The 13832-nt window shown below is 33.8% G+C and carries 17 protein-coding genes; all 17 read right to left on the reverse strand.

All coding sequences use genetic code 11. The annotated features are described in order from the left end of the window. Positions 1–79 precede the first annotated feature (79 nt). Positions 80–568: a hypothetical protein gene (locus tag B9L23_RS07480; protein ID WP_089097159.1), complete on the reverse strand. Its 489-nt coding sequence runs from the start codon at positions 566–568 to the stop codon at positions 80–82. A gap of 20 nt (positions 569–588) precedes the next feature. After that, the gene (locus B9L23_RS07485) at positions 589–828 is read right to left on the reverse strand and encodes a hypothetical protein (RefSeq protein WP_089097160.1); all 240 of its coding nucleotides are present in this window, start codon (positions 826–828) and stop codon (positions 589–591) included. After that, positions 829–1179: a hypothetical protein gene (locus B9L23_RS07490; RefSeq protein WP_089097161.1), complete on the reverse strand. Its 351-nt coding sequence runs from the start codon at positions 1177–1179 to the stop codon at positions 829–831. Further along, positions 1163–1894, reverse strand: coding sequence for a hypothetical protein (locus B9L23_RS07495; protein WP_089097162.1), 732 nt, complete (start codon positions 1892–1894; stop codon positions 1163–1165). The genes B9L23_RS07490 and B9L23_RS07495 overlap by 17 nt, the downstream gene beginning before the upstream one ends. 42 nt (positions 1895–1936) lie before the next feature. Beyond that, on the reverse strand, positions 1937–2293 hold the full coding sequence (locus B9L23_RS07500) for a hypothetical protein (protein WP_089097163.1): 357 nt from the start codon (positions 2291–2293) through the stop codon (positions 1937–1939). Positions 2294–2305: 12 nt separating this feature from the next. Next, positions 2306–2704: a hypothetical protein gene (locus B9L23_RS07505; protein WP_089097164.1), complete on the reverse strand. Its 399-nt coding sequence runs from the start codon at positions 2702–2704 to the stop codon at positions 2306–2308. A gap of 16 nt (positions 2705–2720) precedes the next feature. Then, positions 2721–3710 carry a hypothetical protein gene (locus B9L23_RS07510; RefSeq protein ID WP_141103847.1) on the reverse strand — a complete coding sequence of 330 codons (990 nt, stop codon included), beginning with the start codon at positions 3708–3710 and terminating at the stop codon, positions 2721–2723. 13 nt (positions 3711–3723) lie between these two features. Beyond that, complete coding sequence (locus tag B9L23_RS07515; RefSeq protein WP_089097166.1) at positions 3724–4218, reverse strand: hypothetical protein; 495 nt, start codon at positions 4216–4218, stop codon at positions 3724–3726. Positions 4219–4232: 14 nt separating this feature from the next. Then, positions 4233–4556, reverse strand: a complete 324-nt coding sequence (locus B9L23_RS07520) for a hypothetical protein (RefSeq protein WP_089097167.1) — start codon at positions 4554–4556, stop codon at positions 4233–4235. Positions 4557–4584: 28 nt separating this feature from the next. Next, complete coding sequence (locus B9L23_RS07525) at positions 4585–5697, reverse strand: DnaB-like helicase C-terminal domain-containing protein (protein ID WP_245842314.1); 1113 nt, start codon at positions 5695–5697, stop codon at positions 4585–4587. A 22-nt stretch (positions 5698–5719) separates the two neighbouring features. Beyond that, positions 5720–6829, reverse strand: a complete 1110-nt coding sequence (locus B9L23_RS07530) for a primase alpha helix C-terminal domain-containing protein (protein ID WP_089097168.1) — start codon at positions 6827–6829, stop codon at positions 5720–5722. Then, positions 6826–7497 carry a hypothetical protein gene (locus B9L23_RS07535; RefSeq protein WP_089097169.1) on the reverse strand — a complete coding sequence of 224 codons (672 nt, stop codon included), beginning with the start codon at positions 7495–7497 and terminating at the stop codon, positions 6826–6828. Before B9L23_RS07535 ends, B9L23_RS07530 begins: the two co-directional genes overlap by 4 nt. A gap of 20 nt (positions 7498–7517) precedes the next feature. After that, positions 7518–8627: a Rad52/Rad22 family DNA repair protein gene (locus B9L23_RS07540; protein WP_141103848.1), complete on the reverse strand. Its 1110-nt coding sequence runs from the start codon at positions 8625–8627 to the stop codon at positions 7518–7520. A gap of 98 nt (positions 8628–8725) precedes the next feature. After that, the gene (locus B9L23_RS07545; RefSeq protein WP_089097171.1) at positions 8726–9250 is read right to left on the reverse strand and encodes a phage holin family protein; all 525 of its coding nucleotides are present in this window, start codon (positions 9248–9250) and stop codon (positions 8726–8728) included. A gap of 15 nt (positions 9251–9265) precedes the next feature. Then, entirely contained in the window at positions 9266–10519 is a 1254-nt protein-coding gene (locus tag B9L23_RS07550; RefSeq protein ID WP_089097172.1) for a hypothetical protein, read from the reverse strand. Next, entirely contained in the window at positions 10500–11693 is a 1194-nt protein-coding gene (locus B9L23_RS19955) for a hypothetical protein (protein WP_141103849.1), read from the reverse strand. Before B9L23_RS19955 ends, B9L23_RS07550 begins: the two co-directional genes overlap by 20 nt. Before the next feature lie 10 nt (positions 11694–11703). After that, complete coding sequence (locus B9L23_RS07560; protein WP_089097173.1) at positions 11704–13830, reverse strand: hypothetical protein; 2127 nt, start codon at positions 13828–13830, stop codon at positions 11704–11706. Positions 13831–13832: the final 2 nt, after the last annotated feature.

Raw genomic sequence — 13832 nt, forward strand, 5'->3', positions numbered from 1 at the left:
CAATTCTTATTATAACTCAAAAAATTTTATAATCAATATCTTGACAAAAAAGATAAACCCCAACTCAATATGTTGGGGTTTATTCTTCAATTTTTACATCAATAGCTTCATTTTTTACTAATCGGTGGGCTAATGATACTAAATGTTCTGGTGTTCCCGGCTTTGGCTCTAATAATTTGGAAGGTGTGTTTTCTCCTTCGTGTGCCTCAATAATACGAGTAATACCCTCCCATAATGCTTTATGTAAATCTTTTGAAACTGGTTCTAATATTTTGGCAGCCGCTAATGGATGAAGATGTTTAAATCGATCGCTTAATTCATTGAGTGCTACGTCACTTAATAATACACCGGTTAAAATGACATCTTTAATTGGCGATTTTACTTTATCATGATCTAATAATTCTTTTACTACTTTAAATACTTTCTTTGTGTAAGCTACAAGCTCTTTATCTTTCCAAAAGCTTGGTGGGCTTGCAACAATGGCATTGTGCGCAAATGCACGAATGTCTTCGGATTCAATTGCTTTTAATTCATTCTCGAACTTGGCTACACCTTTATGTTGTTCCATCTTTCCCCTGCCCCCTACAATTAATATCCTCTTTGTTGAGCTAAGTGTGCGGCATGACATTTATGATGAGCGTTATATCTTAATTCCCAATCATCATACCAACGACCAGAATCTGTTTGTGTACTGTTTCTTCCCGGTTGTTTAATATCCTGGCCGCAGTAGCGGCAGTAGACCGGACTATTTGCTTGTTGCATCGCTTGTTGCATCATAATTTGATGAAAGTTCATTCCTGTCCATGCAGATTGATTTCTACGAACCATTTACTTCACCCCTTTGGAGTGTTTATTATCTTCTGATAATGTAGCTACGATAATGTAACCTTTTTTGTCCACAACTAGATTAAGATAGATTTCTTTTTTAAATAACTTTGCAGATTTATAATAATCTGCAAGCCCTTGATCATCTGGTGTTTCAAATCTTGTTTCATATTCCTTGCCATTCTTTTCATAAGTGACAAAAGTATATTCTATTTTCCCTTCTCTTTCTTCTTCAATATTTTTTACTTTTACATGTTCTATAGTTTTTAAATTCATAAAGTATTCTGCATCTTTGCATCCAGCTAGTAATAATAAAAATGCGATAATGGTAATTAATTTACTCTTTTTTATCATATGACATCTCCCTAATATAATGATTTATTCGATTTTTTGCATATTGAATTGTTCCTTCTTCTGTTTGGAATCCACTAGTCACTGAGCGTGGTTTCAGTCTTTCTTTATCTTTAGGTTTAATGCGCACTTTAAATATATTTCTTTTATCATCTCTTTCGATTTTTACAATCAAACCTTGATTAACAGTGTGCTTTAGGAATTCAATTTCTCCATGTTTTTCAAACAATGTTCTAGTATAATCGTCAATTATATCTATAGGATTCTCTTCAATAAAACGATATGGTTTTTCTCCAAATGGCTCATATATCCAAGGTTCATTGGTGATATAGTGATCATCACATTCAAAATAGTATTTTTCTCTCATTACACAATCATCAAGTTTTAATCCACCTTCCCGTTTGATAAATCTAATATTATCAAATCGAATCGCTGCTTTTTGTCCCAATTCATTTGCCAAGAAAATAGTAAATTCATTTCCTTCTTTTTTCATCACTTTCCTAAATGTAGGTTCTCTATCAAATACACAAATTGTTATTACACCTTGGAAGTATTTTTTATTGGTTCTGTTTCTATTTTCATCTAAAATGACACCCAATTTTTCTGTAAACTCATATTTTTCAAATTCACCAATGATTGTATCATTTAATACTGCTACTGCATCCATTCCGTTAAATGATGTAAAAGTTTTTACAGGTGTTTCTTTAGACTGATTCATTTTTTACCTCCTATTCAAACTGGCAATATCTTTTGAATGAATTTATACCCTTCTATGGTCATCTAAATCGATTCTTTCACGAGTAAGCATGAAAGCAAAAGTGGATTCATTGTGAATTTCTTTTTTGTGACAAATGCCGTCTATTTCATGCAGCTTACAATTGACACATGCGATATAAGCCGGATTATAATTTCGGCATTTATAATCTAATGGACATTCGACAAAATTAGGGCAATTTGTATAATGCCGAGGAAGATTCAACATATCTTCTTTACCATAGCGTTCTCTTCTCTTTGCGTGAATGGTTACTTCTCGAATGCGTTCTTTTTCATAACGTTCCCTTAACTCTAATCGTTCTTCATATTTTTTTAACATGCGTTGTTTTTCTACAGTAATCATACACATCACCTATTATTCTTCTTCTTTTTCTTCTTCATTAGGTATAATTCCTAATTTCAAGCAATCATTAAGTGTTAAAGTGATTTTGTCACGATCTTTTTTAACTTTTCCGGAAGAACGTTCTTCAATATTTTCCAATTCTTCAATGCGATAAGCTAGAAAATCATTTTCTTCATGAATTTCATTCATGCGTTCTTCTATTTTTTTAATTTCATCTACTAGTTCTAAATAACGAGGATTCACAATTTGCTTACCATCTTCATCAATAATCATTTTTGGTGTAACTTGAAATTCTTGTTTTGCTTTTGTGTATTCTTTGCTGAGTTTGTTAATCTCCATTTTATTGTCATCGATTTTTGTTCTCATATGTTGCTCCAATTGTTCTAGTGTTAATGTTGGTCCAATTAACATATGCATTCTCCTCTCTTTATTTTGTATAAGTTACTTTTACGTTATCGAGATAGTATCGAATCCATTTAATAGAACCCTCTGTAGAAGTTTGATCTTCATAACTTTGGAGTGTCATTTCTGAAATTTCTTTCGTGCTATCATATGTTCCTTGAATTGTTAATCCTCCATATTGAATTTTTATTTCTCCATTCTCATTTCCAGTAATGATCAATTTTGCATTAGTTTTAAATCCATTATTATAAAAATAAGAAGGATCAATATAAGATTCAAAATAAGCTTCAAGAACGTTTGTATCATTTTCTTTTTTATATTCGATTCGATCCGTCAATAAACAAATTGCTCCTAAATTCCGAATGAATAATGAAAAAATATGAGATCCGCTTTTTGGCGTAACGGATAATGGTGCAATATCCATTTCTATTCTAAATGCCGAAGATGGAGGAATCGGATCACGGAATGTTTGTTTGAAATCACTTAATTCGAATAACTTATTAGTAGTATCATACTTTGCTGTTAAAGAAGTAAATCCATATGGATATCCCGGCTCGTTAAAATCTCCATAAGCAACGGTTTGTGTCAATTTTGGTGCTACATAGCTTTGTTCTAACTGAGACAAGTTATTAGCACGCAGCTCTGCTTTATAATTATCTTCATCATGGTAAATATCTAGTCCTAATGGATTTTTATTTGCTGTTTTACTAATCAAACCAATAATCACTTTTTCGCCTGGATTTTTATTATTTCGGATCTCGAATATCCATTTCTTCTCGCTTTCGTAACGGGTGCGAATAAAGTCAATATCGTGTTCTTCTTGACTACTAATAGGAAATGTAAATACGCCTGTTATGGATTCTCGTTTTTCCGCATATCCATTTTGTGTTTCTTCAATGTAGGCGAGGAATTCTACTTCTTTGCTGCCATCTTGCTTTGCTTTTATATTGCGAATTTGAAAGCCACAATTCAGTAAATGTGTTTTTTCTATATCAAAATAATAAGAAAATAGCAACATACTCACTCCTTTATTCCGTTAAAATGCGCAATTGTGAACTATCTTTCCAGCTTTCTAAGTAAGTGGAAATATGGATTTCTGCATGTCCTTTTTCTTCAAATGAAATGATATTCTTTTCTTCGTCAAATTTTGTTTGATAATCTGTTGTTACAATATGAGGAATAAATCCACCGATATTGATTTCAATTTCAGTTAGTTCACTCAACTGACTTTGAATGTTTTTCACTAATTCTTCTTTTGTTGCTTTTAAGCTTTCTATAATGGATAACATGTCATTGCGCATATCTTCTTTATGTTGCTGATTTTGCTTGAGAATATCAATTTGTGCAGTATCTTTGTGATTAGCTTTCATATCTGCAATTAAATCTTTCAGGTCAATAATGTTTTCTTTTAATGTGTTTTCGTTTTCTTGGTATTTCCGAATAGTTTCATCTAATCGAAACTTTTGTTTTGCACTGTTTTTAATGAATTGTCGCAAATACTTTCGTACCAATGTAACGTTCATATCAATCGCCTCACTTATAATTCATGAATATGTTTTCGTATTACTTTTTCTGCTTGTCTTCTGCGTTTGCGCACTTTATCATTGGTTGGCTGATACAATCCCAATTCATTTTGTATTTTTTGTCTTGCTCGCCGAATGACTTCTGGAGAAGTTGCATGCACAATATCTTCTAATGCTTCACATTGATCTACTAATCTCCAATATAAATAAATTAGATAGTTGTCGTTATTTCTGGCTTCGGGAAAATGTTTTAGAATAAATTCCACTTTTTCAAACTTATGTTTTAATTCTTGAATCATATTTGTGTATACGTCAAATGAAAGGTATACAGCTTCCATAGTGGCAACTCTCCCCCGTGGTTTTGATTTATCGTTGATGGATAAGTGCCGCATAACGCTTGCATGCTTCTAATGATGCTTCCACAAAATAAGATTGGCTTGGAATAAATTCATAGAAACGAGTTCCTTTGAATGAACCAAATTTGTTCTTACTGAATTTTACTTCGACTACTGGCATTTTAGTTTCTTCATCTTCATGCAACCAATAAATATCTGCACCTTCTTCTTTAATCCCCACTTCGTTGTATAGCAAGCAAATCAAGTTTGCTTCGTATTCTAAACGGTTTGTTTCTTTTAAATCATCATTCGTTGGTCTGCGGTTGCCATTTAATTTACGTAAATGCGCTGTGCAAATAACTGTAATGTCGTATTCTTCTACCCAACCTTTTACTGTTTGTGCTAAGTAATCCCACAACGCTTTATCTTGCAAGTTACGTTTTTCTGTAGTCAAATCATAAAAACTGTCAATACCGATGATAATACGAGTATCTTCTGGCAAATACATTTTTAATTCTTTAATGCGTTCTTCCATACTCTCTACACTTGTTCCGCCATCCAGCGCATCTCGCAAACTAAAACGATGGATATTGCGATATAAATTTTTTAATCCTTCATTTCGTTTTTCTAAAATCTCCGGTTGATCTTCAAAACGCTCTGGGTTTTTCGCTTGTGCAATCGTAATATGCTGATCGCACGCAATCCATCTAGGAAGCATTTCAAATGCAGTATCATCAAATGAATTATACTCACAAAATACGTTTTCGTTTTTCTCTGAGATTTGTTTGAGCATTTGCATCATAAATGCTGATTTACCTACGTTTGGAGAAGCGGCCAGAACAATTAGCCCAGGTTGAATGCCACCTTCAATGGCAGCATCAAATAGCGGAAATCCAGTTGTTGGACCGCCAGTTTTCCCACGTTTCCATGAGTAATTATCCACTGCTTCAATTTTGCGCAACATTTGTGATTCAATCGGATTTAGTTCACGATTGTAAAGTTTTTCTGGATTTGCTACACGTATTTGATTTTTGTTTTCTGGATCTTCTACGAAGACATTTTGTTCTGTTTGTATTTGTTGTTCCATTTGTTGAAGAATTGTTTGAAAGTTAATAGGTGAATTCGCTGCTGTGTTATTCCACATAGGCTTGCCCCCTTCTTTTTGTTCATGATGCTGTGACGGTCTCTTTATTTTCTTCTTTGTTTAATTCTTTATTGAATATTGGACATTGATCTTTGTCGCATACGCCGCTTAATCGTTTAAATGTTTCGCAGCCATATCGATAATGATGGTTATATACGGAATTAACAATGACTTCTACTTCTTTTTGAGGTAACGGCGGTGTGCAATTCTCTTGTGCCCAAATTTTCATTCGATATAAAGCTTCTTCTCGACTTATTCCTTGTTGAAAATAGAAGCTCGTCAATGCAGTTGCGCTATTATTTCGTTCGTCAATGGTTTCCCGGAAGATTTTTTCTTTCATTGCTTTAATGCATGGAGGTTCTACTTTTAACTCCATGATTTTTCCTGTAAACTCTTTTTGTTTTTCCAATCGTTTTGTCCATTCTTCAGCAATTCGTTGAAACGCTAATTTGGCTTTTGTAGACAATGATGGTTTAGGAATAGGAATTACTCTTGGTTGTTGTGCTAATACTGTAATTTCTTGATATGTGAGTGTTTGCAGTTCTTCATAAGTGATCGGAATTTTGTACATTCCGCTTTTTCGATTAATGCTATTAACCATTCGAAACATTCGTTTATCGTCATATACTCTAGTATCAATCGTTTCATGTTTGCAAAATTTAGCGATATCTTGTGCAATTTCTTTATAAATTAAATGCAATGATACATGTGGTTCAATTCCAATGGTTTGTGCGTTCACTACTACATGAATACCTTTATATCCAGAAAAATAAAATTGAATTTGTTCTTTTGGTACTTGCAAAATTACTTGCAGATATCGAACTGCCATTTTTACATCTTCTTTGATTTTTTGGAAATCATCTTCTGTTTCAATATTGGTGTCAAAGTCTAAATAAAAATCCCCATATTTTAGGCTGTCTTTAGCATTAATCAACCATCTTCCCTTTTCATCTTGATACCAGATTGGATTAATGTATTGCATCATCGTGTGATACACACCGATGTTTTGAAAATGATAACGAAACATATCCACTTGAGATGGATGCAAATAATGCTTGCGTGTAAAAGATCTTTGTTGATTTGGATAAACAATATCTGCGCCACATTCTACAAACACCATGTTTTCTGTCATTGCGCTTCCCTTCTTTTAAACACTCGATCAATCCCTTCTAAACGGCTTGCGCTTTTCTTTAATTGAATAGCTTCTTTTGCTTCTTCAATGTATTTTTCTAATTCAAATACATTTCTCAATGGCTTTTGTTGATTGTCTTTTCTAGTTGCTTGTGCAATATCAATGGCAAACAAGATTTCATCAATGTCGTACATTCCTAAGAGATATTCAAAACGTCCTGTATCTTGTTTAATATGATGTTCTGTTGGATTCATACCATTGGATTTATACCAATATCGCAACAGATCATTCATGGTAAAACATTTTTTCATTTCTAAGAAGAAAGGTTGATCAATTCGTTCATAACATTGTTTTTCTTTGTTATACACTAATTTTGTTGGCGCAGAAGTCTCTCGTAATGCATTATGATAATAAAAAGCATCTGGCTCTAACAAATTGCCAGGTGGTTGCTTATTCCCCATGATTTCCTCCATATGATAAATGTTTTTCACTGCAAGTGGATACATTTGCGCAAATAAATCTAATTCGTTTTTAATCTCTTCCAATGTCCAACCTTTTTCCAATAATTTATCAATAGCATCCAAAGCACGTTCGAGACGTGCTTGGATGTTTCCTGTTTTTTGAGTGATTTGTGTTACAAAGTAATATGCCAACCACTCTTTATTCATCTTTTCCAGCCTCCGTCCCCTCATGCGGTGATGGTTTCTAAGTAATCATTAAATCCTTTGATGTTTTCTGGCGTTAAATAATTGATGTTTGCTTTTTCATCTTTGAAGTAATCTCGCAAGTATCCAATCATTTGACTATCATCTGTGATATTTAATCGTGCTTTATGTTGTTGATATCGTTGCAATTCAGCAATAACTCCTTGTTCTTGCCATGGATTTGTGGTTACTTGATTTTGTTGTTGCTGTTGTTGTTGTTGATTTGTTGATGATGATTGTGTTTGTGGTTGAACATTTACCGGTGCTCCATATTGTTTCGTTTCAGGCTGGTACTGATTAGGCATTCCCGCTTGTTGTGGTTGCGCATAGAAATTTTGTTGTGTAGCTTGATAATTTGGCTGTGAATCAAACGGTGTTTGTATGTTTCCTTGTTGCATTTCTCTATCTGTTTCTTGAATAGTTTGATACATTTGCGTTAATTCTTGTTGCTCATTTGTTGCTATCGGTTGTTGTGCTGGTTGCTGTATTTGTTCAGGCCATATATGATATTGTTGGTATTGTGGAGGTTGATCCCAAATTTGTTGTTGATTCGATTGAATCATGTAATTTGGATTTTTTTGCAACTGCTGATATTGTTGGTCTTCTTCTTCTGCTTCCATTTCCACTTTGATTTTGGAGTAGATTTCTTCTCCAACACCAAACATGGAAGCACATTTTGTAAAGCAGTTAGAAGCAGCTGATTTATATGCTGAATCTTGATTGTTTACTCCACCTACTGCAACTTTACAGCCAAATTGTTCACGATATCCGATGCCTGGAATAAACATATAGCCTTTTACATGATATACATATCCATCAAAATACCATTGCCCTGTTTGTTTGTTATATGCGTATACTTCTTCTCTCCATTGGTCAATGATCCCAAAATCCCAATATGTAATTCCATCTACAGCATGATCTAGAATTTGTTTTACCGTATTATGACCTATGTAAGAGACCATTTGGCCGTTTTTCCCTTTCTTTTGCTCCAACCACTCATCTTTGCATTGTTTTAATGCTTTCTTTACTTTTTTGATTTCATCAAAGTTTTTTGGGAAGAATTGTTCAACAAGAACTGGGCGCAAGGTGAGCACTCTCCTTTTTGTTTTTATCTAAATCATAATGTATTGTGTTACACACGAATATAATAGCATGCTGAACACGAAGAATCAATAGGCATCTTCCATTTTCTTTAATTTTCTTCTTTTTTCTTTTGTTTTGATAGTATTTCGATTCTTTCTTCTAAATAGGCTTGTCGCTCTAATGCACGCATAGCTTTAGCTTGTATCTCTGACTCGACTAACCGAATAATTGACTCTGGAATCCATTTATCAAGTCCTGCTCTTGCGGCATTAGCAACGCCAGATTTCCAATAGTGATAAATTAAACCAAACGTAATTGCATGAAACAGGAATCCTGGAGTTCCTAATACATAATCAATGAAATTTCCCAATGCCGGATATAAGCATATATAAATTGTTCGGAAGATACCTTTGATTCCGTATTCAGAAGAATATGTTCGATCTTTAATGGAAGCGGCAACTCCCATAATCCAATCGTGAATAATGATAAGGATTAATAATAAGACCACAGCGGTGTGATCCTTTCCATAAATTTTTTCCATCATTGGTGCTACTGCTGCTCCAAACATAACAAATATGCCTGTGTCTGTATTCAGAACGTTAGATAAGCTCCATACATTGATAACTGGTCTCATAATAATCTTCCCTTCTTAACTTTTTGTATAATGCAATCGAACGGCATGCAAGCATGGATTCACCCCATTCTCTGTAGATGGATCAGGATATAAGTGTGTTTTTACCCATATACGTTTTGCTGTTTGGTTGTCCCATTGTACGTTTGTAATTGGCGTTAAAATACCATTATTTTCAATATAAACTTCATAATTAAAAATGGTTCCTTCTAATAAATGATCTAATCCTTCTGTTATGCTGAATGCTTTTCGATTAGTGAAGATATGTTCAATTCTTTCAATGTTGTAAACTCCTACATCAGACATGTCAAAAGGTGTTAAAACAATACCACCATTTGGATCAAAAATGGAGAGATATACTCCAATCTCTTGCGCCCCTAACACAAATACTTTTTTATCTTGAATAGTAATTGGATGTTTTTGCACTAAAGTGATACGAATTTTTTGTACTGGTCTGCTTGGAAAGTACCATTTCTTGCGTGAAGAGAATTCATTTATGTTAACAGATTGTAATTCAATCTGCTCAAAGCCCTCAATTTGTTTCCAGCTGCCGTTATATTGAATTTGTATATCTTTAATCTGTATTCCTTTTTCCGGGTGAGGATGAACAAGAATGGTATTAATATTAAGGTTATTGACTAACTTTAATGGCAATTCAATTTCTAGGATGACATCTTCTTCTTCTGGTGCTTCTGCAAAGGAATAAATGACTTCTCGCTTCCAATAAGAGTTGTTATCTCCATTAAAAGCATTCTTAATATCATTTTCGATGATTGTTCCACCTGTATTTGTTCGACCTACTTTGACAACGAGATCTTCTGGCACAATTACTTGCTGATCTTTTCCTATGGCATGTGTTTTCGGTATTTGATGAATAATTGGGATGGTAGCAAAACGGTATTGTAAATCAATTTGACAGCGTGCTTCTCGTTCGTTTTGGTCTTGTGTTTCTGTTGGAAATTTGGTCGTCATATCCTCTACAAAAGCTGTTTTGAAAAAGCGACCGTTTATTAATTGATCGTTTTCTAACTCAGTTAGTTTTTTCTCTAATTCGTAAATGCGACTTTCTAAGATTTTGGTGTAATTTTGTAAAGCAAGGTGTTCTGATAAGATGACTTTGTAAGCTTCTTTTAATTGCAGTTCATTTTCATTAGATTGGCGATATAATTCTAGTAAATCATAATACTTATTATCTTCGTTCACATTATATTCATGAGAAGAAGTAGGGCCTCGAAATCGAGCCCCACCACCTTTACTGATAGGCATTCTCATAAGTTTGATATCTCCTTTCTAGCTCCCCTAGCTTTTTATCTAGATATTGCAATTTCGATTTTATTGGTTCTAATCCAAATATGTGATCTTCAGCTACTTCTACTTCTGCTACAAAGCTAACTGTGATTTCTTTATGATTGGTTAATATGGATGAATCTATCTGCAAGCGATTTTCAGCAACTTGATAAAATGTGTTGGATATTTCATCTCCATCTAATTTTACCATAATGTGATTGATTTTTCGTACAACGATATGAGGCAATAATACGTATTCATTGATATTATTTTCAATTTGAAAAGTTTTAGTGCTTGAAATCATAATATTTTTCTTTGGTTTTTCTGATTCTCCTTCGAAAAACGATTGAATGGTTTGTTGCTGTAATTCTGCGAAGTCATTGATTGCTTTCCAATTTTGGCGAATTTCATAAATCTGCTCTTGGTGGCTATGCAAATATTTTTCTGATTCTCTTGGACCTCTGTATCTTGCATTTCGTTTTACAACGTTCGGTAAAGGATAATTAGGTATATATGGTTTAATATCATACAATGTCAGCTCATCTTTAGGTTGCTCTTCTGGTTCTGGATTTGGAATTGGCTCAGGTTCTGGCTCAATCTCTGGTTCAGGATCTGGAGTTGGTGTTGGATCTGGATCTGGTTGAGGATCAGGTTCCGGCTCTGGTTCCGGTTCAGGTTCTGGTTCAGGATCCGGCTCCGGTTCCGGTTCTGGTGCTACACGTTCAATTTCATATACAACCCAACTCTCCACATATCCAATATATGGCCTTCCTGTATATTGAGGAGATGTCATTGCTTCATTTAATGTTTTCTCTTCTACCCAGTTTCCGATAGCAATATCCAATCGTTCTCCATATTGAATAGCGGTAGATTCACCATGGCCAGATGATACAATTCTTTTAATCCATCCTACGCTGCCATCATCATATACATATTTAATCCCTAGTATGCTTCCGAATTTAGTGCTTTGAAAGTTGTTAAATAAATTGATGATACGAATATGATGATCATTGTTTTTATCAACTTCAATTAAAAATTGTTCCCCTGTACTTAAAGTAACACCATTTTGAATTTCATCATAGGGTATTTTAACTGGAAATGGACCGTTAGGATCAATGAAATACAAATGAATTTCTTGAATTGCTGGTGTATTAACCATTGCGTTTCACCTACTTTGCTCGAAGACGTATTCTTTTGATTTTTGGAGTAATGTCTACAACGTTTGGGTCTCGACTTAATGTGGCTCTTAATATAATAGTATTGTTTTGTGTTACATTTGTATCTGATTCATAAACAAGTTGGAAAATACAATTTTTTGGTTGATAATTTAATACAATTTGTCTTTCGTGGATAGAGAAATAGTTCCGATTATTAGGAGAGATATTATGATACAGACTATGAACATCTACATATGTTAAAGGAATAAGGTCAGCTCGTATTTTCTTTTGTTTTGCAAAATTAAACTTCCCTATATAGGTTTCATACGGCAGGTCTTCTCTTTTCATATCCTTCCGAAGTTCTAAATCACCCCAATGATATAAAATTTGAATTTCGTTCCATCCCTTTTTTAGATTTAACGTAACCTCATCATTGAGAGGAATTAATCGTTCATTATTTAAGTAAATAGAATATGTGCCTAATCGTTTTCTTGCTCCGGATGGCATAGTGTGAACCATCGATAAACTTAATGGCTGCACTTTTGGTTCTTCCATATATACACATGTGGTAAAACGATAAAAGTTTTCTATTCCTTCGTTTTGTTTTTGAAGTGTTAATACGTTTCCAATTGGTAAATAATCAATTTTAATAACAGATGGTTGTTCTGCATATAATTGTGTCCATTTGTTGTTCAATGGAATAGTTCCGTCAAAAGGAACATAACACTTTTCCCTTCTCCATTGATTAATGCCCCGGAATAGCTGTGCATTTTTGATTTGATCAAATGCTTCTTCGGTTTCCGTAGAGTTTTCATCTTTCAAAATTTCAGATACAATGCTTTCTCCGTTGTCTTTGATAAGTCGGAATACTTGCATGCCATTAATAACTTGACCGGTTGGCTCTGCTTTACTGGCTTCTACAGTTCGAACATATTTGAAATTGAATTGAATTACTTTTGGATATTTTGCTTGATCGTCATCGTATGAGCTAATTGGATACCAAATTAATTCATTGACATGTTTTTCTGGTTCATACAAAGCAATTTCATAATGAATATTGGTGTTAAATGGGATATCATCCTCATAGTAGCCGCTAATTTCTTGAATCGATTGAGAAAATTCAATCGGATTTGTGTATAATACACCTTCACTTACATAGCTTTTATTCATAATGGTTATATCTTTCGCTCCGAAATAATATTGGTATACTCCTGCAGAACGATCATCATGTTCTTTCTTTTCAAATATCATTTTAATGCCCTTTGCCCTTATTTTTGGAAACTGCCATACATCTCCATGAATCACTTTACGATAGTTGTTTTTGTCCGGCAATGAAATAAATTGAACTCCATCTGTAGTGAATTCAATTTTCATGTAAATTGGTTTTCCATGATGACCAACATATCGAATTTCATTAAATTCTTCCTCTTTATCAAACATAATGATTAGTTCTGCCCTCATTCCCATGCTCGTTTCTTCTTCAATAGAGCCAGGAGTTTTGCTTTTTACTACCTGCCACCAAGCTGTATTCAGATTCCCATCAAATGCACGTTGAATACTTTCTAATGCTTCTGTTTTTTCTGCTGGCATTAACAATGAAAACTTTACGTTTTTTGGATTGATAGGGATGATTTTTGTATTGGCGATGCTTTCTTTCAGTGTCACTTGCTGATTAGATAAATCAACAAAAGCTGTAGTTTTTTCTTGGTCAATCATGGACATATCTTCAAAACTAATGGTTTGACCTTGAAAATATTTAAAATCGGCATTTCCTGTTGTCATAATCAATTCGTCAATTTGATTTGATAAGCGTGATAATTCATTCCATAATTTATTTCTTTCCGTTTCGATGTAATAAAAATTACTCATGATTCGTTTGTGTTGTTCAATGGTGGCTTGATAAGCATCACATATATCCGTGTAAATTCTTTCGATATTTTGGTTATGTCGTTTAGAATCAGACACTTCTTTTCTGAAAAAAGTCAATGGATGAAAAGATGGAGCTCCGGGAGTATGTTCCCGAAGCCATTTGCTGAAATGATATGTGATCGTCTGAAAAGTAGGATATCGCCCATGTTTTAAATAATATCGAATGATGCGTTCAATTATCCTTTTCATTTGGATATCTCTAATTCCCATAT

The sequence above is a fragment of the Parageobacillus galactosidasius genome (genome assembly GCF_002217735.1).
Classification (GTDB): domain Bacteria; phylum Bacillota; class Bacilli; order Bacillales; family Anoxybacillaceae; genus Parageobacillus_B; species Parageobacillus_B toebii.